This is a genomic window from Arsenicitalea aurantiaca (assembly GCF_003994485.1).
In the GTDB taxonomy this organism is placed as follows: Bacteria; Pseudomonadota; Alphaproteobacteria; order Rhizobiales; family Devosiaceae; genus Arsenicitalea; species Arsenicitalea aurantiaca.
Genome location: NZ_RZNJ01000005.1, coordinates 120,036 through 140,199, shown reverse-complemented (window position 1 = coordinate 140,199; position 20,164 = coordinate 120,036). Strand labels below are relative to the sequence as shown.

Sequence of the window (20,164 nt, the reverse complement as noted above, 5' to 3'; positions counted from 1 at the left end):
GAGAGCCCGTGGACCGGCGCTCTTTTACTGGCGCGCCGATCCGGGTGCAAGGGTTTTGGCGACAAAGTTTCAGCCTGCTTGGCCGTGCGGCAGGGCAAGGCGCTCGCCCTCCTCGGGGCTCTCGGCCGCGCGCGCCTCGACGGCCTTGGGCCCGACCGCCGAGACCGGCACCTTCCATTCGAAGGCGTCGAGCCTGCCATTGACCGGAGAGACCGGCTCCCACTCGTCAGCGGTGATGCCGTCGGCGGTCCATTGCGGATCACGCGGGGCGCGCACGGCGCGGGCGAGCCACTGGCGGGCCTTGCCCTGGTCCCCGCTCTGGCCTTCCTCGATCTCGGCCATCAGCGAGCAGACCGCCTGGCTGGGATCGGCGGCCGCATAGACCGCAAGCGCATTGCGCGCCACGCTCCATTCATAGGCGTCGATGGCGGCGCGCGCGACGACGACGGCGCCTGCCAGGGTCTCGGGCGGCATGTCGATGAGTTCGCGCACGCGCTTCAGCCGCTCGACCGCCGACGCACCCGGCACCGCATTGGCATAAAGCGTCGCCGCGTCAGGGTGGCCCGTGGCGCGCCAGACCCGGCGCAACAGGCTCATCGCTCGCCGCGCTTCGCCGCGATTGGAGTGGATGCGCGCGGCAATGAGCGCGGCCGGCACGAAATTGGGGAGGAGCTTCAAGGCGTTGAGCGCATGATCGAGCGCGCGGTTGGGGTCGGTTGCTTCCGCATCGCGCGCGATCGCCGTTTCGAGGACCGCCTGCCGACGCCGGCGTGCCGCCCGCTCCTCGCGGGTCGAGACCGGAGCCTCGGAAGCCTGCTGCAGCGCCTCGGCCCATTCCCCGCGGCGGGTCAGATCGTCAAAGACCGCATCACTGGCCCAGACCGTGCCCGGAGCGAGGGCGATGGCCTTGCGCGCGAAGGTCAGCGCGGTATCGGGCCGGCCCTGCGTACGCGCCTGATCGTAAAGCCCCGAAAGCGCGGCCAGCGCCGTCTTCCGCTCCGAAATCAGCGCGCGATAATGCTCGCGCGCGGCGGCCATGTCGCCCATGGCAAGTTCGGCCCGCGCTTCGAGCAATTGGGCGGCCGGATTGCCCGGAAGGTTCGACTGCGCATCCCGGGCCAGCGAACGGGCCCGCGCCGGATCACCGGCTTCGAGCGCGATGAAGGCATCCGACAGCGCCTCGACCCCGTTCTGGCGGCGCTTTTCCTGCCGCCGCCGCGCCAGGAGACGCGGGGTCGCGAGGATGCGCCGCACGATGCCCCAGACGAGGATGATGAGCGCGACGGCCGCAAGGACGATGAAGACTGCGACCCCGAGCCGGGGCTGCATGCGCCAGCCCGCGATCTCGAGCGTGACCGTGCCCGGCAGGGCGATGAGCCATGCGATGAGCGCCGAGACGACGAGGCTGAAGACGATCCATGAGGCAAGGCGGATCATGATGCGGTCTCCGCGCGCAGGGCGGCGATGAAGGCGTCGGCCTCGGCGTGGCCGGCAAGACTTTGCGGCAGGTCGCCCGCGGCGCGCTGCATCGGTTCGGGCAGGGCAGCAAGAAGCGTCTCGGCACTCCCCATGTCCCCGCGCGCCAGCGCAGCCTCGAGCCGCGAGAGGATGGCGTCGGGCGTGTCGCCCTCGAGCTCGCCGGAGGGCCGGAGCGCAAGGACACCCTGCGCCCACCCGGCAAAATCCTGGGCCCAACCGCCTTCCCCGGTGCCGGGGCGCGCCGCGATCATGGCGGGCAGCACGGCATCGAAGCGCGCGCGGATCGCCTCATGGGCAAGAAGCCCGGCAGGCGCACGCTCGACGAGCTCTGCCGGCACGGCAATGGCAGGGGCAAGGGCCGAGACGGCCTCGATTTCTGCCGCGAATGGCCGGCCGGCGGCAATGGCGCCTTCTAGGGCCGCGATCGCGGGTACGAGCTGCACGCTTGGCGCAGGGGCCGCTTCGGCCTGCTCGGCCAGCGCCGCATTGGCATCCGCAAGGGCGGTTTCGAGCTCTCCGATCCGGGCTTCATTGGCTGCGGCGCTTCGCTGCAGCGTCGAAAGCGTGCGCTGGAGGGTTTCGAGCGTTTCCCCGAGCCCGGCATCCTGGCCCTCCGCGCCGGCGGCGAGCGCATCGATCCGCCCGCCGAGCGCGGCGATCTCGTCCTCCAGCGCGCCGATCTCATCCCCTTGCGGGCTGGCGCCGAGCCCGTCGACCCGGCTGCCGAGATCGGCGAGGGCAGTCTCGGTATCGGCCCGGGCCGCATCGATCGCCGCGAGGTCTCCTTCGAGCCCGGCGAGACGCTCATCCGCCGCGACATCGGCGGCCTCGAGCCCGGCAAGCCTCTCGGTCTGGGTTGCAAGTTCGGAACCGAGCGTGCCGATCTCGGCTTCGATCGCTTCGAGGCGGGGGGCGGGATCGGGATTGGGCGCAACCGGGGGGAACCAGCCCATATAGGCGACACCGAGGGTGAGGACGACGCCGAGGACGCCCCCGCCAATGGCAGCGAAGACGAAGGGCGCCGGACTGCGCCCGGCCGATTGAGTGCGGCCTCCGGCGGGCGGGATGCTCGAGGATTGAGGCTTAAGCGGCTCCGGCTTCGGGGCGCTCGGACCGGTCGTCCCCGAGGACGACGCCGCGGCGGGCTTTGCCGGCGTCGCTGCGCTCTCTTTGGACGCAGTTTCCGGCGCAGGGCGGGTTACCTCTTCGGCGGCGGGCTCGGAGTCGGTCCGACCGAGATCGGCGGTTTCGGGCGCAGCGCCCGTCTCCGCGAACGTGGACGGCTCGGGCTTGGACGGCGTGCCTTTGGGCGCGGCGCTCCCGCTTACCGCGGCCTTGCCCGACGGCTTTGGATCTGGCTTGCCGGCGTCCCGGGCGGTCAGGTCTATGACAGGCGGCTTGACCGGTCCCGATTTGCGTTCAGCCATGAATTCTTCCCTTTTCGGCGCGCCGCATCATGGCGCGTTTTGGTCGCGGGCAAAAGACAGCGCCAGCGCCATCATCCCCTCTTCGGAAGGATGATCGGCGAGCCCGACCCGGACGAAATGGCGCTCGACCAGCGGTTCGGCAACCCCTTCGGAAATGCAGAGGACGCCAAGCCGCTTGCGCGCCTCATCCGACAGCGCCTGCCCCGTTAACGCCACAAAGGTCTCCGCGGTTCGACGCGAATAAAAGAGGGCCGCGCCGAGCGCCCCGCTTTCGAGGCTTTCGAGCACCGGCGCCTCGAGCGCGGTGGCAGCGGCCATCTCGTAAACCCGCGCCGTCACCACCATGACACCGAAAGGCGCAAGGGACTTTGCAAGGTCGCCCGATTGATGGGTTGCGGCGGGATAGAAGACCGGCCCGCCGAGCTGGGCGTGGGACAGCATCTCGACCAGATCGCCGAGCGTGCCGCGCGCTATGCGCACGCGGGCAAAGCCCGCCTGCCGCGCTGCCGCCGCGGTGCGGGTGCCCACCGCAAAGACTTCGACCTGCCGCCAGCCCTCGAGCACGTCTCGCTCCATGAGGGCGCGAATGGCGTTGGCGCTCGTAAGCGCGACCCCGGCGAAGCCGCGCGGATCGGGGAGGCTCGTAAGAAGCGTGCGGTGAAAGAGGAGGGGCGAGACATCGGCCACGATGCCCAGAGCGCCCAGCCTTGCGGCCGTTTCGCTCGCATCGGGTTGGGGTCGGGTCACCAGCATCCGCATCGCATCAACCTGCGAAGCGCTTGATGAAATCGGGACCGGCCCGGGCGATCAGCATGGCCCCGAGCGCCTGCCCCAGCGCGTCGGCCTCTCCGGCCGGCCCGGTCTTTTCGCCTTCGACGATCTCGCGGCCATCGGGCGTGAGCAGCTGGCCGAAAATCGTCAGCTGGCCATTGCCCAAGGTGCTGCGTGCCGCGATCGGGGTGCGGCAGGAGCCATCGAGCTCGCGCAGGAAGGCGCGTTCGGCGCGCACGGCGATCGTCGTTTCGGCATGATCGAGCGGCGCGACGAGCCCGCGTGTGCGGGTATCCTCGGCGCGGATTTCGAGCCCGATCGCCCCTTGCGCGGGGGCCGGCGGGAAGAGTTCGGGATCGAGGATCTCGGTCACCTGGCTGCGCTGGTCGAGCCGGTTGAGGCCCGCAAGCGCCAGGAGCGTGCCGTCCGCCACGCCCTCGCGCAGCTTCTGGAGCCGCGTCTGGACGTTGCCGCGAAAGCCCACGATGTCGAGGTCGGGCCGGCGGTGGCGGATCTGTGCGGCGCGCCTCAGCGAGGAGGTGCCGAGCCGCGCGCCCTCGGGCATGTCCGCAAGCGCGCCATGGGTAAGCGAGAGGAAGGCGTCCCTGATGTCCTCGCGCTCGAGGAAGGCGACGAGCTCGAGCCCTTCGGGCAGACGGGTCGCGACATCCTTGCCCGAATGGACGCCCGCATCGATCACGCCCTCCTCGAGCGCGATCTCGATCTCCTTGGTGAAGAGGCCCTTGCCGCCGACCTCGCTCAGCGGCCGATCCTGGATGCGATCGCCGCTCGTGGAGATGACGACGATCTCGATCGCTTCGGCGTCGACCCCATGGAGCGCGGCGAGCCGGGCCTGCACCTCATGGGCCTGGGCGAGCGCGAGCGGCGAGCCTCTCGTGCCGAGCCTGAGGAAGGGCGCGCGCGATTGCAATGTCATGCCCTCCTATTGTAGGCCATCCATGGCTTGGGATTAGACCAGTTCACGAGGGGCCCGCAAGCGCACATGCGGATTTTGGGGATCGAGACGAGCTGCGATGAAACCGCAGCCGCCATCGTCGCGCGCGACGAGGCGGGGCGCGGGAGCATTGTGTCCAACGTCGTCCGCTCCCAGATCGCCGAGCATGTGGCCTATGGCGGGGTCGTGCCCGAGCTTGCCGCGCGCAGCCATGTGACCCATCTCGATGCGATCATCCGCCGCGCCATGGAAGAGGCCGGCCTCGGCTTCGAAGACATCGACGCCATCGCCGCGACCGCGGGGCCAGGGCTGATCGGCGGCGTGCTCGTGGGGCTGACGACCGCCAAGGCGCTGGCGGCGAGCCTCGACAAGCCGCTGATCGCCGTGAACCATCTCGAGGCGCATGCGCTGACCGCAAGGCTGACCGACGGCGTCGCCTTTCCCTATCTGATGCTCCTGGTCTCGGGCGGGCACAGCCAGTTCGTGCTCGTGCGCGGGGTGGGGCAATATGCGCGCTGGGGAACGACGATCGACGATGCGCTCGGGGAAGCCTTCGACAAGGTCGCCAAGCTCCTCGACCTGCCGATGCCCGGCGGGCCCTCGGTCGAGCGCGAGGCGCTGAAGGGGGATCCCAAGCGGTTGCGCTTCCCCCGACCTCTGCTCGGCGAGGACCGGCTCGACTTCTCGTTTTCGGGGCTGAAAACCGCGGTGCGGCTCAAGGCCGAGGCCCTGGCGCCCCTCAGCGATGCCGATGTCGCGGACATCTGCGCCGGCTTCCAGGCAGCAGTGACCGAGATCGTGGCGCGACGCGCCACAGCCGCGCTGCAGCGGCTTGGCAGCGATGCGCCCGAAATTCCGCCGGTGCTGGTGGTCGCGGGTGGAGTGGCGGCCAACCGGGCGATCGGCGGCGCGCTGCGGGACGCAGCGGACCGGGCCGGCGCCCGCCTCGTCATTCCGCCCGCCGCCCTTTGCACCGACAATGGCGCGATGGTGGCGTGGGCCGGGGCTGAGCGGCTGGCGCTCGGGCTCGTCGACGGGTTCGACGCGCCCGCCCGGGCGCGCTGGCCGCTCGACAGCGAGGACATGGGGGCACGCAATGCCGCTTGAACGGGTCGCCGTGATCGGCGCCGGCGCCTGGGGCACGGCCCTTGCTCAGGCCGCGGCCATGGCCGGGCGCTACGTTTCGCTCGTGGCGCGGAACGAGGCTGTGATAGCCGAGATCAACGCCCGGCGCACCAACAGCGCTTATTTGGGTGCACTGCAGCTTTCGGACCGGATCAGCGCTGCGCCGGCACTGGCCGAGGGCACCGAACTCGTCATTCTGGCTGTGCCGGCCCAGGCGAGCCGCAAGGCGCTGACGGGGCTCGGGGCAAGCGCGCTCGAGGGCCTGCCGGTCGTGCTTTCGGCCAAGGGCCTCGAAACCGGCACGCTGCTGCGCCAGAGCGAAATCCTTGCCCAATGCGCGCCCGGCGCACGAGCCTATGTGCTTTCGGGCCCGAGCTTCGCCCATGACGTCGCGGCCGGACGGCCGACCGCCGTCACCCTTGCCGGCAGCGACCGGGAGGAGACCGAGACGATCGCGGCGGCACTCGCCGGCCCGAGCTTCCGCCCCTATGCCGCAGACGATCTTCTGGGGGTCGAGCTCGTGGGCGCCCTCAAGAACGTCTATGCGCTCGCCTGTGGCGCGGTCGAAGGCGCCGGGCTCGGCGCATCGGCCCGGGCCGCGCTGATCGCGCGGGCCTATGCCGAACTCGGCCGGCTGGTGGTGGCCGCGGGCGGCTCCGCGCAGACGCTCGGCGGATTGGCCGGGCTCGGCGATCTCACCTTGTCGTGCACATCCGCGCAGTCGCGCAATTACAGCCAGGGCATGGCGCTGGGGCGGGACGAGCCGCTTCGACCCGGCGGCGCACTCGCCGAAGGGGTCGCGACCGCTCCTGTGGCACAGGCCATGGCCCGCCGGCTCGGCGTCGATGCTCCCCTCGTCGATGCGGTCAACCTGCTGCTCGACCGCGACGTTTCGATCACCCAAATCCTGTCCGGGCTGATGGCCCGGCCGCTCAAAAGAGAGGACTGACTATGCTCTATGCCATCATCGCCCAGGACAAGCCGAACGGCCTCGAGGACCGCATGACCGTGCGCCCCGAACACCTCGACCATCTGAAATCCCTCGGCGACAAGGTCGTTTTCGCCGGCGCGACGCTCGGCACCGACGACAAGCCCACCGGCAGCCTGATGGTCATCGAGGCCGGCAGCCTCGAGGAGGCCAAGGCGATGGCCGCGGCCGATCCCTTCGTCACGCGCGGCGTCTTTTCCTCCTATGAGGTGACGCGCTGGAACTGGGCCGTCAACAACCCCACCGGTCGCGGCCTCTGATGGCCCACTGGCTCTTCAAGTCCGAGCCGGACACCTGGGGCTGGCACGACCAGGTCGCAAAGAAGGGACCCGAGGAATGGCACGGGGTCCGCAACTATCAGGCGCGCAACAACATGCGCCTGATGCAGGTGGGTGAGCTTGGCTTCTTCTACCATTCGGTCAAGGAAAAGGCGGTGGTCGGCATCGTCCGTGTGGCGACCCCGATCCATCCCGATTCCACGGCCGAACCCAAGAACGGCAAGATCGTCTGGGAATGCGTGGACATCGAAGCCGTGCGGTCCTTCGAGCGCCCGGTGACGCTCGACGAGATAAAGGTCGAGCCCGGGCTCGAGCAGATGGTGCTCGTCAACAATTCGCGCCTCTCGGTGCAGCCCGTAAGCGAAGCGGAGTGGGCGATCATCTGCCGGATGGGCGGGGTCGAGCCTTGAGGCACACCCTTTCGCCGGCCGCCGCCGAGGCGTAGGCTGGCCCCGTCTCCCCCAGCGCGGGAGGCGGGAGGGTACGCAAATGGTTCACCTGTCGGTTAACTGGCTCGCAATCGTCGTGGCGACGGCTGCGAGCATGATCCTCGGCATCGCCTGGTATATGGGCCTGTCCCGCCAATGGATGGCAGCGGTCGGCAAGACCCCGGAGGCCCTGCAGTCCGCCGGACCGTCGCCCTATCTCTGGTCGGTCCTCGTCCAGCTCGTGATGGCCTATTTCCTCGCCGTGATGATCGCCCCGCTGACCGGCGAAGTGAGCGTCATTTCGGGCATGGCGGCGGGCGCCCAGCTCTGGCTCGGCTTCGTGATCACCGCCATGATCCTCAACCATCGCTACCAGGGCGCGCCATGGGCGCTCACCCTGATCGATGGGGGCTACATGCTGGGCGTACTCGTCCTGCAGGGCGCGGTGATCGGCGCCTTCGGCTAGAAATCGCTCGTCAGGCCCTTGATCTCCCAGTCGCCGTAGCGGGCGGGATCCTTGCCGCCGCGCCCGCCCTTCTCGGCCGGCAGGGCGGCTTCGGCCGCATCGATCGCCGCGCGTCGGGCCCGTGCCTCAGAAAGAGCCCGCTCGGCGGCCGGGGTGAGGATGCGCGGGGCAGGCGCGGGGGTGGTGTCGGTCTCGTCCATGCTGATTCTCCCTGGGTGTGCCGCTATTGCACGCAACCTCGAGGCACCCCATCATATTGTGGGAGCAATGCACCCGAAGGTTCAAGATAGGGCATCATGGGCAATCTCTTTCGTACCGGCGTCCTGATCGCGGCCATGACGGCCCTTTTCATGGCGGTAGGCTATTTCATCGGCGGCACCGGCGGCATGGTGATGGCGCTCGGCTTCGCGCTCGTCACCAATTTCATCGGCTACTGGAACTCCGACAAGATGGTGCTGCGCATGCAGGGCGCGCAGGCCGTTGATGCGCGGCGGGCGCCGGACCTCTACCGCATGGTGGAAGAGCTTTCGGCCAATGCCGGCATCTCGACCCCGAAAGTCTACGTCATCAACACCGAACAGCCCAACGCGTTTGCGACCGGCCGCAACCCGCAGAACGGGGCGGTAGCGGTATCGGCAGGCCTTTTGAAGCACCTCGACCAGCGCGAAGTTGCCGCGGTGATCGCCCATGAGCTCGCGCACATCAAGAACCGCGACACCCTGATCATGACCGTGACGGGCACGTTTGCCGGCGCGATCTCCATGCTGGCGCAGTTCGGCCTCTTTTTTGGGGGCGGCAACAGCCGGGACAATCCGCTGGGGATGATCGGCACGCTGCTCATGGTCTTCCTTGCGCCGCTGGCGGCGGTGATCGTACAGATGGCCGTGAGCCGCACACGCGAATACGAGGCCGACAAGGATGGCGCGATCATTGCGCGTGATCCGCTGGCCCTCGCCTCGGCGCTCGACAAGATCAACCAGCTCGCGCGTCGCACCGTCAACGTCGCAGCCGAACGGAACCCCGCAATGGCCCATCTCTACATTGCCAACCCGCTTTCGGGCGCGCGGATGGACAATCTGTTCTCCACCCATCCCGACGTGCGCAACCGCATCGCCCAGCTGCAGCGGCTGGCGAACGAAATCGGCACCGGCGGCGGCCCCCGTGCGCCGCGCCAGCCGGAGGTCAGCCCCTTCGGTCAGCCCCGGCAGGCGCCGCGCAGCTCTGCCCCCTCGGCCGGCGCCGGCGGCTGGCGGGTGCCGAGCACGCGCAATGATGATCGGGGCAACGGCCCCGGACCCTGGGGCTGATCTTGGCCAAGCAACCCCCTCCGCCCGGACTGCCCCTCCGCATCAAGGCCGCCGAGAAACTCCGTGACGTTCTCGGCGGCGCTCATTTCAGCCCCCTCACCAGTGACGATCTGCCCGACGGACGCGACCGCGCCATCGCCAACCGGCTGGTGACCACCGCGCTGCGTCGGCATGGCCAGATCGACGTCATTCTCGCCGAACTGCTCGATCGCGGCCTGCCCCGCAAATCGGGAAGCTTCGAGGCGGTCATGCGCCTGTCGCTCGCTCAGCTCGTCTGGCTGCCCGATCTCGGCGCCCACAGCGCGCTCTTCCTCGCCGTCGAGGCGCTGAAGCGCGACACGAAGGCCGCCCACCTGACCGGGCTCGCCAACGCCGTGCTGCGGCGCGCGCAGGCGGAATCGCTCCGCTATCTCGACCTGCCCGACCATCTGCTGATCCCCGATGCGCTGAAGCCCGGCTGGAGCGCACTCTATGGCGAGGAGGCGATCGACCGCTTCGCCGCCGCGCTGATCGCCGGAGCCTCGCTCGATTTGACACTGCGCGACGAAGATCCCGAACTCGTTGCGGCGCTCGGGGGCGTTCCGGTGATGGCCGACACGGTGCGCATCGAAACGCGCGACCGGCCGGTCGAGGCGATGCCGGGCTATGCCGAGGGCCGGTTCTGGGTGCAGGACGCGGCAGCGGCCATTCCCGCCCGCCTCATCGATCTGCCGCAGGGCGCGCGCGTCCTCGACCTCTGCGCGGCCCCTGGCGGCAAGACGGCGCAGCTGGCAAAGGCCGGCTATCGGGTGACCGCGCTCGACAGCGATGCCACGCGGCTGATGCGGCTCAAGGACAATATCGACCGGCTCGGCTACACCGCCGAGATCGTCACCGCGGACGCGGCCAATTATGCGCCGCGCGAGAAATTCGATGCCGCCCTGCTCGATGCGCCCTGCTCGGCCACCGGCACGTTCCGGCGCCACCCCGAAGTGCTCTGGCGCCGGACGCGCGAGGACATCATGGGCCGCGCGGCCCTGCAGCGAAGGCTGATCGCCAATGCGGCGGCCTCGCTCAACCCCGGCGGCATTCTCGTCTATTGCGTCTGCTCGCTCGAGCCCGAGGAGGGCGAAGCGCAACTTCCCTGGGTATTGGCGCACCAAACCGGCCTCGAGCCCTTCAAAATCGACCCCGCAGAGCTTAATGATCTTGAGGGGGCAGTGACGACGGACGGGTGCGTGCGGACGCATCCGGGTCTCGTCACCAAGGATGGCGGCGCTCTCGATGGCTTCTTTGTCGCGCGGTTCCGACGGCGCGCCTGAGACCGGTCGGCCCGCCGGTGTGAGGGGATGATTTGTCGGAAATGATGCGCTTCCTCGCACGGCGCACCATGCTCGGTCTCGCCGACTTCGCGGTGACCACGCCCCTGGTGCGCTGGACGTGGACCGGCCCGAGTACGGACGAACTGGTCGGCACGCTCGCCGAGATCCGTCCCACAGACCGCGAAACCATCCTCGAGATGATGGCGGGGCGGTATCTGCTCGCCTCCAAGCTCATCGACACCAATGGCGTCTCGCCCTTCGCCATCGAAACCAGCCATGCCGACTGGCTCGACGATCTGCATGCCTTTGCCTGGCTGCGCCATTTCCGCGACGCCCGCACCGAAGAGGAGCGCCGCTTCGCCCGCTCCCTCGCCCTCGACTGGATCGGGCGGGAGGGCCAGTTCGACCGCGAGACCTGGGGCGCTTCGGTCACGGCGCGGCGCGTGCTCAACTGGCTGCGCCATTACGGTATCCTCCTCGACGGGGCGAGCCTCGAACAGGCCGCGACCATCAAGCGCTCGCTCGGCACGCAGGTGCAGGCGCTGAAGCTGCGCGGTGCGCTCGCCACCGAGCCGGTCGATGCGCTGCTGGCCGCCATCGCGCTGCTCGGGGTGGCGCTCTGCGACGAAAAACGCAGTGCCGAGATCGAGGCGCGGCTGAGGAACGCCCACGCGCTGCTCGACCAACAGATCGACGATGACGGGCTTCATCGCAGCCGGTCGGCACGCGTGCAGATCCAGCTCCTCGTCGAACTCATCACCATCAACCAGGCGCTGCAGCGCCACAATGAGCGCTTCGCCAACGAGTTCACCGAGCTGCTCGAATCCATGCAGCGCGCCCTCGACGCCATTTCGCTGGGCACGGGCGAGCCGGCCTATTTCAACGGCACCGGCCAGATGGCGCACGACATCGTCGTGGCGGTGCAGGCGCAGAGCCCGGCGCGAGCCCGCAGCACCGGGCTTTCGGGTGGATATGGGCGGCTCGTCTGGGGGCGCTCCATCCTCGTGGCCGATAGCGGGGTGGCCGCGCCGCCCGAATTCACCGCCAGCGCCCATTCAAGCGCGCTCGCCTTCGAGTTCAGCCATGGGCGCGACCTGATCGTGTGCAATTGCGGGCCCGCGCCGGCCGAATTCGAAGGCAGCCGGCTGCTCTTCCGGCAGGGGATCGCGCACTCCGCCCCGACGATCAACGCCATTTCGGCCGCCCCGATCCGCTCAGCGGGCGCGCTCACGGGCCGGCTGATGGCCCAGGATCCACCCCCCGAAATCGGCCTCGAAGAGGCCGAGCACAGCCTGCTGATGCGCACCCATGGCTATGCGGACCGGTTCGGCGTCACCCTCGAACGGCGCCTGACACTAATGGCGGAAGGCAAGACGCTGGTGGGACAGGACCGGTTCGTGCCGGCCGGACGCGCGCGGCCATCGGGCGCGGCAGCGATTCGGTTCCATCTGGGGCCGGGCACCGAGCTGCTCAAGGGCGAGGATCTCTTGCGCCTGCGCCTGCCCTCGGGGGCGAGCTGGAGCTTTCTCTGGGAAGCCGCCGAGATGCGCATCGAGGATAGCGTCCGGCAATCGGCCTATTTCGGCTTCCATCGCACCCGGCAGATCGTGCTCGAGGCGCTGGTGGACGATGCGAGCGAAGTGAACTGGATTTTCACCCTCGACGAGCCCTGATCCGGTTTTCAATCGGCCCGGAACCTGCTAGCGAGCCGCCATCGGCGACAGATGAGCGTGATGGAAGATGGGCGAGAACGCAGTGGTGAAGATCGAACGGGCCCTGCTGTCGGTCTTCGACAAGACCGGCATGGTGGAACTGGCCCAGGCCCTCCACGACGGGGGTGTCGAACTCGTCTCCACCGGCGGCACGCACAAGCTGATCGCCGGCCAGAACATTCCGGTGCGCGAGATCTCGGATCTCACCGGATTTCCCGAAATGATGGATGGCCGCGTCAAGACGCTTCACCCCAAGGTGCATGGGGGCCTTCTCTCGGTGCGCGACAATCCCGAGCACCAGGGCGCCATGACGGCACACGCCATTGCCCCGATCGACCTCGTCGTGGTCAACCTCTACCCCTTCGAGCAGACAATCGCGCGCGGCGCGGGCTATGACGAGACCATCGAGAACATCGATATCGGCGGGCCGGCGATGATCCGCTCGGCGGCCAAGAACCACGCCCATGTCACCGTCGTCGTCGACCCCGACGACTATCCGGCCCTGATCGCGGCCATCGCCGAAACCGGCGGCGTGCCCTATCCGATGCGCCAGAAGCTTGCCGCCAAGGCCTATGCCCGAACCGCAAATTACGACGCGGCGATCTCGAACTGGTTCGCAACGACGCTCGAGACCCCCGATCTCGGCTGGCGAAGCTTTTCGGGCCGGCTCCGCGAAGTGATGCGCTATGGCGAAAACCCGCACCAATGGGCAGGCTTCTACACGACGGGCGAAAACCGCCCCGGCGTCGCCACCGCCAACCAGGTGCAGGGCAAGACGCTCTCCTACAACAACATCAACGATACCGACGCGGCCTTCGAACTGGTAAGCGAATTCGATCCGGCAGCGACCGCCGCGGTCGCCATCATCAAGCACGCCAATCCCTGCGGCGTGGCGCTGGCGGATGACCTCCTGACCGCCTATCGCAATGCGCTCCGCACCGATCCGGTCAGCGCCTTCGGCGGCATCGTCGCGACCAATCGCGAGATCGACGCCGAAACCGCGACCGAGATCGTCAAGGTGTTCACTGAGGTGATCGTGGCGCCCGCCGCGACGGCCGAGGCGATCGAGATCATCGCGGCCAAGAAGAACCTGCGCCTGCTGCTGACCGGCGGGCTTGCCGATCCACGCGCGGCGGGCCTGACGGTGCGCTCCGTCGCAGGCGGACTCCTCGTCCAGTCACGCGACAATCGCAGCGTCGAGGATTGTGAACTGAAGGTCGTGACGCAGCGCCAGCCGACGCAAGCGGAGCTCGCCGACATGCGGCTGGCCGCCAAGGTGGCCAAGCACGTCAAGTCCAACGCCATCATCTACGTCAAGGACGGGGCGACCGTCGGCATCGGCGCCGGCCAGATGAGCCGGGTGGATTCGGCGCGCGTCGCGCACCGCAAGTCGATCGATGCGGCCGAGGCCGCGGGGCTCGAGGGCGCGCTGACCAAGGGCTCGGTCGTCGCTTCGGACGCCTTCTTTCCCTTTGCCGACGGGCTCGAGGCGCTGGTCGAGGCCGGCGCCACCGCCGTGATCCAGCCCGGCGGCTCGATCCGCGACGACGAGGTGATCGCTGCCGCTGACGCGGCGGGCATCGCCATGGTCTTCACCGGCATGCGCCACTTCCGGCACTGAGATGATAGCGCGGGGATCAGTCCCCGCGCGCCAGATCCCCCAGTAGCCCCGCCGCAACGGTCAGTCGCGAAAGGCTGACCCCGCCATCGGCGAGCCCGCCGACGGCGAGCGCCACCCGATCGACGGCATCGGCGCGCGCCCGATGCCAGGCCGCGATCCGCTCGCTGGCCGTGCCGGAGCCTGCCGCGAGGATATCGGCGGTGAGGACGCGCTGCGCCCGCCGCAGATTGGCGAGCGTCCGGTCAAGCGCGAGCCTTTCGAACCGGTCGGTCGCGACCAGCGCCTCCCCTTCGCGCATCACAGCATCGAGATTGAAGAGCTCGAGAAGCCCGAAGAACGCCTCGGCGCTCGAGGGAACGCTCTCCCCGGCCCGGTTGGCGACGAGCACGATATCGCTTGCAAGCGAAAGCGGCCCGAGCCGCGCGATCGCATGGGCCAGATTCTCGGGCACGCCCTCTGCGCCAAGGGCCGTCTCGTCGGCCTCGACCACCCCCGCCATGGTCGGGGGCATGCAGGCCGGGAGGCATTGCCAGACTTCGGTCACCCCGGCCCCGAAACGCTCGACCAGATCCTCGAGCGCCTCATCGAGCGGGGCGTTGCGCAGCATGAAGAGCGTCTCGCGGAAGAAGATCCGGGCAAGAGCCGCGTAGAGCCCGAGCTGCACCTGTCCTTCGAGCTTTCCGTCGAGCGCATCGACATCGGTATGAAGCCCGTCGAGCCCATAGATCTCGCGCACGAGCACCGCGGCGCGGGCGATGGCGGCGGCGTCGGCGCTGGTGGCGGCCGTCAGCTGCTCGACGAAGGCCGGGCCGCCCCGGTTGATGATGCCATTGGCGAGCACGGTCGCGATGACCTCGCGGCGCAGGCGGTGTTCGGCGATGGCCTCGGGAAAGCGGCGGTTGAGCTTCTGGGGAAAATAGCGCAGCAACTCGCGCGCGAGATAGGGATCATCGGGCGCCGATCCGGCAAGAAGGTCCGACTGGAGCGTGTTCTTGGCATAGGCGAGGAGCACGGCGAGCTCGGGCCGCGTCAGCCCCTGCTCGGCGCTCCGGCGGCGCGAGAGGGCCTCTTCGTCGGGCAGGAATTCGACCGCTCGCTCCAGATGCCCGTCCCGCTCAAGCGTCCCGATGAGCGCAGCGTGATCGGGAAAGTCGTCGACGGCGCGCCGCTGGGCAAGCGAGAGCGCGAGCGATTGCTGGTAGTTGTTGGCAAGGCAGAGCTGCGCCACCTCCTCGGTCATCTCGCCCAGGAACGCCTTGCGGCTCTCGGCATCGAGCGCGCCGCGATCGAGCGGATGATTGAGCGCGATCTTGATGTTGACCTCGAGATCGGAGGAATTGACGCCGGCCGAATTGTCGATGGCATCGGTATTAATCGCCCCGCCCGCGAGCGCGAAATCGATCCGACCCTTCTGCGTGACGGCGAGATTGGCGCCCTCCCCGATGACGCGGGCGCGCACCTGGCGGGCGGAGACGCGCATCGCGTCATTGGCCTTGTCGCCCACTTCGGCATCGGTCTCGTCATGCCCGCGGACATAGGTGCCGATGCCGCCGAACCAGAGGAGGTCCGCATCGGCGCGCAAGATTGCGGCCATGACCTCGAAGGGGCTGACGAGACCCTCGCCCAACCCCAGCATCTGCCGGGCGCGTACCGAGAGCGGCACGGTCTTGCCCGAGCGTGGAAAAACCCCGCCCCCGGCCGAGATCAGCCCCGGATCGTAATCCTGCCAGCTCGAGCGCGGCAGCGCGAAGAGGCGCTCGCGCTCAGCGAAGCTCTTTTCGGGATCGGGGTCGGGATCGATGAAGATGTCGCGATGATCGAAAGCGGCCAAGAGCCGGATCTGACGGGACAGCAGCATGGCGTTACCGAAGACGTCGCCCGACATGTCCCCTACCCCGACGACGGTGAAGGGCTCAGACTGGATGTCGCGATCCATTTCGCGGAAATGGCGCTTCACCGCTTCCCAGCCGCCCCGGGCCGTAATCCCCATCTTCTTGTGGTCGTAACCGACCGACCCGCCCGAAGCGAAGGCGTCGCCGAGCCAGTAGCCGCGCTCGAGCGCTATCGCGTTGGCGGTGTCGGAGAAGCGGGCCGTGCCCTTGTCGGCGGCGACGACCAGATAGGGATCGTCCCCGTCCCGCCGCAGCGATCCTGCGGGTGGCACCACGCGACCTTCGATGATGTTGTCGGTGATGTCGAGCAGCGAGGAGACGAAGATTTCGTAGCACGCCGTGCCCTCGGCAGCGACCGCGTCGCGGCCGCCCGTCACCTGCCTTCGCGGCACGAAGGCGCCCTTGGCGCCGACCGGAACGATGATGGAATTCTTGACCTGCTGGGCCTTGACGAGCCCGAGCACCTCGGTGCGGAAATCCTCCGCGCGGTCCGACCAGCGCAGGCCGCCGCGCGCGATGGGGCCGAAACGCAGATGCAGCCCCTCCACCCGCGGGGAATAGACGAAGATTTCCCGATAGGGACGCGGCGCGGGCAGCGCCTCGATGGCGTGGCAATCGAACTTGATGGCGATGGCCGGACGACGCCGGCCGTTCCCGTCACGCTGGAAGGCATTGGTGCGCAGGCTCGCCTCGACGAGGTTGAGCACCCGCCGCACGATGCGATCCTCGTCGAGCGTCTCGGTCTGCTCGAGGGCGAGGGCGATGGTCTCGCGGGCCTCGGCTTCAGCGGCTTCGCGCGCCTCGCGTGCGGGATCGTGGAGTGCGGCAAACAGGGCGACGAGCGCATTGGCCGCAACCGCCTGCCCGCCCAGCACCTGCGCGACATAGGCGCGGGTGTAGGTGAGCCCGATCTGGCGCAGATAGCGCGCCAGCGCCCGCAGGATCGCAACGTCACGCCAGGCCATGCGGCCGGCGACGACGAGCCGGTTGAGCCCGTCGCTCTCGGCGCCGCCATGCCAGACCGCAAGGATGGCGCTCTCGATCCGGTCGGCATCTTCCCCCACATCGACGGCGACGCCCTCGGGCGGCTCGATCGACATGTCGTGGAGGAAGTAGGGCTCACCCGATCGGGGCGTCACCGTATAGGTCTGCTCGTCGATCACCGCAAAGCCGAAGGCTTCGAGCATGGGCACGCGGGCGCTGAGCGGAATGGCCTCCCCCCGCTGATAGAAGCGGATGCCGAGGCTCGCGCCGCGAACGCCCGTGCGCAGCCTGACCGCAACCGGGCGATCGGGCCCCAGACCCTGAAAGAGTGCGATGTCGGCAAGGGCATCCTCGGGCCCGTGCCGGTATTGATAGGCTGTCGTGAAGGCATTGAGGAAGGGCCCGACCGCACCATCTGCCGGCGCTGCGGCGGCGAGCCGGTCCGAAAAGTTCTGCGTCAGTGCCGCGATTTCGGCTTCGAGCTCGGCGCGCTCGGGCCGCGGCGTCACTCCGCCATTGCGCCCGATGATGAAATGGACGCGAACGAGCTCGCCCTCGAGGAATTGCGGGTAGTAGGCCGAGACGCGCCCATCGTACCGCTCGCCCAGATGCGCGCCGATCCGCTCGCGGACCGTCGCGTCATAGCGCTCGCGCGGCACGTAGACGAGGACGGAGACGAAATTGTCGAACCGGTCGATACGCGAGAGGACCCGCACGCGCGGCCGGTCGGCGAGCCCCGCAATGATACGGGCGAAGCCGGCGAGTTCGGCCGGGTCGATCTGGAAGAGGTCGTCGCGCGGATAGGTTTCGAGCGCCTGGAGGAGCGCCTTTCCGGCGTGGCTGCGCGGGTCTTCGCCGGCCTCGGAGAGAACGGAGGCGAGTTTGCTGCGCACGAGCGGCACGGTGCCGTGCGGCGCCGCCTCGGCATGCGAGGTGAAATGGCCAAGGATGCGCGTTTCCCCGATCACGCGGCCCTCGGCGTCGAAATGCTTGACTGCGACATAGTCCATATGGGTGCGCCGGTGGACGCGCGCGCGCAGATTGGCCTTGGTGACCATGATGGGCGTCGGCTCGGCGAGGAAGGCGGCGTGCCTGGCATTGGTCTCGACATAGTCGGGCCCCTCGCGCAAGAACCTGACGCCGTCGTCGCCGAGGATGCCGAGCCCGGCGCCCGCAACGGGGTCGGGCATGCCGTCCTCCCCGATCCGGTAGCGCCTGATGCCGAGGAAGGTGAAATTGTCCGCCCGCAACCAGGCGAGGAAGGCGGCGGCCTCGGCGTCCTCGGGGCCGCGTCCGACCGCTTCGAGGTTGGCCTCGGCTTCCCTGACCGCCCCGAGCATGTCCTGCCAGTCCCCGACGGCGCAGCCGACGTCGTCCAGCGTCTTGCCGATCTCCTTTTGCAGCGCCTCGCGCGCCTTGTCGTCGGCGAGGGGCACGAGGTGGATGTGGAGGAAACTCGTCTTCACCCCGTCGGCACGCCCGAGCGCCTCGGGCTCGAAGACGGGATGGGCGAGGAGCTTCACCGTGCCGCCTTCGGCTCGGATCGCGGCGGTGACGCTGTCGACGATGAAAGGCATGTCGGCCGAGACGATCTCGACGATGTCGACGGCGGGCGGCAGATCGAGCGGGAAGACCGAGACCGCGCGCCCCGGTCCTTCGAGCCCCTTGCGCACCCGGTCCCGCGCCCCGCGCAGGGCAGCGACCATCGCCTCGGCACTGACCCCCGAAAGGTCCTCGGGCTCGATCTGCCTGAGCGTGGCCTTGAGGAAGCGCGCGAGCTCCGGGGTGTCGGCCTCGAGGCTCCGCGCTACCGCCAGGAGCCTGTCATGGGTTTCGGCCGGGGAGATCTGCGCGTCCATCGTGTCGTCCTTCTGTCTCATCGAGAGGTCGATTGGCCAACCCGCTCTCTGCGCGCTGGTTCCCGACGCCGGGGTAAGGGCTTGCTATGGTTTGCACGCTAGAGTGAGGGACAGATGACGCCAGGCGCAAGACCAGATGATCCTGAAACCGGCACGCGATCTGAGAAGCACGCTTGCCGAGGGGCTCGGCAAGTCCCTCGCCTCGCTCCTCATCAAGACTGCGACGGCGGGGCTCACCTACCTGACCTATGTGGTCCTCGCGCGCGCCATGGACGCGACCGAATACGGACTCTTCGCCTTCGGGCTGTCGCTCGCGACGCTGCTGTCGATCGCCGCCTCGATGGGCCAGCAGACCGCAATCCTGCGCTACTGGCCCGAGGAGACGGGGGCGGGCCAGCCCGACCGCGCCCGCGCAGCGCTGCGCGCCGGGGGCGCCATCACCATTCTTGCAGGAAGCGCCATCACGCTCGGTCTCGTCTTCTGGGCCCTGACCCTGAGGCTCATCGATGGGTCGGCTGCGACCGGGCACCTGCTTGCCGCGGCGGCGTTGATCGTGCCGATGGCACTTGCAGAGTATTTTTCGGCGGCACTCCGCGCCCAGGGGTCGGTCTGGATCGCGCTCGCGCCGCGCGACCTCGTCTGGCGGATCACGCTGCCGGTGCTCGTGGCTGCACTCTATGGGGTCGGGCTTTCGCTCTCGGGTTGGCAGGCGCTGCTGCTGACCGCGGCGACGCTGGGGCTGGCGCTCATGCTGCAGGCGATCGCCACGCGCCATAGACGGCTCCTGCTGAAGCCGGGGCGCGAGGGGCTGGGCGACTATGTGCAAAGGCGCGGCGGGGCGAGCCGCTGGTTTTTCCTCGGCACGCTGATCGACAGCGCCGCGCTCAATGTCGATATCATCCTCGTGGGGCTGATGATCGCGCCCGAGGAGGCGGGGCATTATTTCAATGCCTTCCGCACCGCCGGGCTACTCACGCTCTTCACCTTCGCGCTCACCCTCGTCATCGCGCCGATGGTGGCCCGGCACTATCATGCGGGCGACATGCGCAAGGCCCAGGCCGTGGCCGCGCTCTGTGCCTGGGGCGGGTTCGTCTTTTCGCTCGTCGTGTTCGCCGGCTTCGTGCTCTTCGGGGACCGCCTCCTCTCGCTTTTCGGACCGGTGCCCGCCAACGGGCATCTGGTGCTGATCCTGCTGGGGGTGGGGCTGCTCTTTGATGCCGCAACGGGCCCATCGCGCATCGTGATGATGATGACCGGGCACGAACGCGCCTATGTGCGCATTTTCGGGGGACTGATGGGGCTGGGCATGCTGGCCCAGCTCGCGCTCATTCCGCTTTTCGGCATAGTTGGCGCCGCCGCCGCCAATATGGGGGCGCGCATTGTTGCCCAGACCGCGATCGCGCTCTGGTCGCGCCGGCATATCGGGCTCGACACGAGCCTCCTCGGGGCCTTCCGCATGGGCCGGCTTGCCAATCGCACAGGGCCGGTCGCATCCTTGTAATCGCGCCAACTGCGCCCCGCGCTTGACCCCGGCCCGCGCACGGGCTTAGAAACGGGCCCAGTTCCCTTTT

The 20,164-nt window shown here is 68.8% G+C and carries 16 protein-coding genes; 10 read left to right on the top strand and 6 right to left on the bottom strand.

Annotated elements, in window-relative coordinates; genetic code table 11:
- Positions 1–69: 69 nt before the first annotated feature.
- From EMQ25_RS14625 to hemC, 4 genes are read right to left on the bottom strand one after another with little or no spacing between them, the layout of a single operon-like run.
- Positions 70–1,437, bottom strand: a complete 1,368-nt coding sequence (locus tag EMQ25_RS14625) for a heme biosynthesis protein HemY (protein WP_127189342.1) — start codon at positions 1,435–1,437, stop codon at positions 70–72.
- On the bottom strand, positions 1,434–2,906 hold the full coding sequence (locus tag EMQ25_RS14620) for a hypothetical protein (RefSeq protein WP_127189341.1): 1,473 nt from the start codon (positions 2,904–2,906) through the stop codon (positions 1,434–1,436). The genes EMQ25_RS14625 and EMQ25_RS14620 overlap by 4 nt, the downstream gene beginning before the upstream one ends.
- Before the next feature lie 27 nt (positions 2,907–2,933).
- On the bottom strand, positions 2,934–3,653 hold the full coding sequence (locus EMQ25_RS14615; protein WP_158626095.1) for a uroporphyrinogen-III synthase: 720 nt from the start codon (positions 3,651–3,653) through the stop codon (positions 2,934–2,936).
- 16 nt (positions 3,654–3,669) lie between these two features.
- On the bottom strand, positions 3,670–4,614 hold the full coding sequence (hemC, locus tag EMQ25_RS14610) for a hydroxymethylbilane synthase (protein WP_127189339.1): 945 nt from the start codon (positions 4,612–4,614) through the stop codon (positions 3,670–3,672).
- A gap of 66 nt (positions 4,615–4,680) precedes the next feature.
- Between hemC and tsaD the strand changes: the two genes are divergently transcribed.
- The 5 genes from tsaD to EMQ25_RS14585 all read left to right on the top strand — a co-directional run bounded on the left by tsaD (position 4,681) and on the right by EMQ25_RS14585 (position 7,917).
- A complete protein-coding gene (gene tsaD / locus EMQ25_RS14605) occupies positions 4,681–5,739 on the top strand; it encodes a tRNA (adenosine(37)-N6)-threonylcarbamoyltransferase complex transferase subunit TsaD (RefSeq protein ID WP_127189338.1) in 1,059 nt (352 codons plus the stop codon).
- A complete protein-coding gene (locus EMQ25_RS14600) occupies positions 5,729–6,706 on the top strand; it encodes an NAD(P)H-dependent glycerol-3-phosphate dehydrogenase (RefSeq protein ID WP_127189337.1) in 978 nt (325 codons plus the stop codon). Before tsaD ends, EMQ25_RS14600 begins: the two co-directional genes overlap by 11 nt.
- Positions 6,707–6,708: 2 nt before the next feature.
- Complete coding sequence (locus EMQ25_RS14595) at positions 6,709–7,005, top strand: YciI family protein (protein ID WP_127189336.1); 297 nt, start codon at positions 6,709–6,711, stop codon at positions 7,003–7,005.
- Positions 7,005–7,433 (top strand): EVE domain-containing protein, encoded by a 429-nt coding sequence (locus EMQ25_RS14590; RefSeq protein ID WP_127189335.1) that lies wholly within the window; start codon positions 7,005–7,007, stop codon positions 7,431–7,433. The genes EMQ25_RS14595 and EMQ25_RS14590 overlap by 1 nt, the downstream gene beginning before the upstream one ends.
- 79 nt (positions 7,434–7,512) lie before the next feature.
- Positions 7,513–7,917, top strand: coding sequence for a DUF1761 domain-containing protein (locus EMQ25_RS14585; RefSeq protein WP_127189334.1), 405 nt, complete (start codon positions 7,513–7,515; stop codon positions 7,915–7,917).
- Here EMQ25_RS14585 and EMQ25_RS14580 read toward each other — a convergent pair.
- Entirely contained in the window at positions 7,914–8,117 is a 204-nt protein-coding gene (locus EMQ25_RS14580; protein WP_127189333.1) for a DUF1674 domain-containing protein, read from the bottom strand. The genes EMQ25_RS14585 and EMQ25_RS14580 overlap by 4 nt on opposite strands.
- A 96-nt stretch (positions 8,118–8,213) precedes the next feature.
- On the opposite strand from EMQ25_RS14580, the gene htpX reads away from it, so the two are divergent.
- From htpX to purH, 4 genes are all read left to right on the top strand, one after another.
- On the top strand, positions 8,214–9,224 hold the full coding sequence (gene htpX, locus EMQ25_RS14575) for a zinc metalloprotease HtpX (RefSeq protein ID WP_127189332.1): 1,011 nt from the start codon (positions 8,214–8,216) through the stop codon (positions 9,222–9,224).
- Between the two features lie 2 nt (positions 9,225–9,226).
- Positions 9,227–10,525 (top strand): RsmB/NOP family class I SAM-dependent RNA methyltransferase, encoded by a 1,299-nt coding sequence (locus EMQ25_RS14570; RefSeq protein WP_127189331.1) that lies wholly within the window; start codon positions 9,227–9,229, stop codon positions 10,523–10,525.
- A 41-nt stretch (positions 10,526–10,566) separates the two neighbouring features.
- Complete coding sequence (locus EMQ25_RS14565) at positions 10,567–12,198, top strand: heparinase II/III family protein (RefSeq protein ID WP_127189330.1); 1,632 nt, start codon at positions 10,567–10,569, stop codon at positions 12,196–12,198.
- A 67-nt stretch (positions 12,199–12,265) separates the two neighbouring features.
- Complete coding sequence (gene purH / locus EMQ25_RS14560) at positions 12,266–13,858, top strand: bifunctional phosphoribosylaminoimidazolecarboxamide formyltransferase/IMP cyclohydrolase (protein WP_127189329.1); 1,593 nt, start codon at positions 12,266–12,268, stop codon at positions 13,856–13,858.
- Positions 13,859–13,874: 16 nt separating this feature from the next.
- Here the strand turns inward: purH and EMQ25_RS14555 are convergent, their stop codons facing one another.
- A complete protein-coding gene (locus EMQ25_RS14555) occupies positions 13,875–18,614 on the bottom strand; it encodes an NAD-glutamate dehydrogenase (protein ID WP_244606601.1) in 4,740 nt (1,579 codons plus the stop codon).
- Positions 18,615–18,729: 115 nt separating this feature from the next.
- On the opposite strand from EMQ25_RS14555, the gene EMQ25_RS14550 reads away from it, so the two are divergent.
- On the top strand, positions 18,730–20,094 hold the full coding sequence (locus tag EMQ25_RS14550) for a lipopolysaccharide biosynthesis protein (RefSeq protein WP_127189328.1): 1,365 nt from the start codon (positions 18,730–18,732) through the stop codon (positions 20,092–20,094).
- Positions 20,095–20,164: the final 70 nt, after the last annotated feature.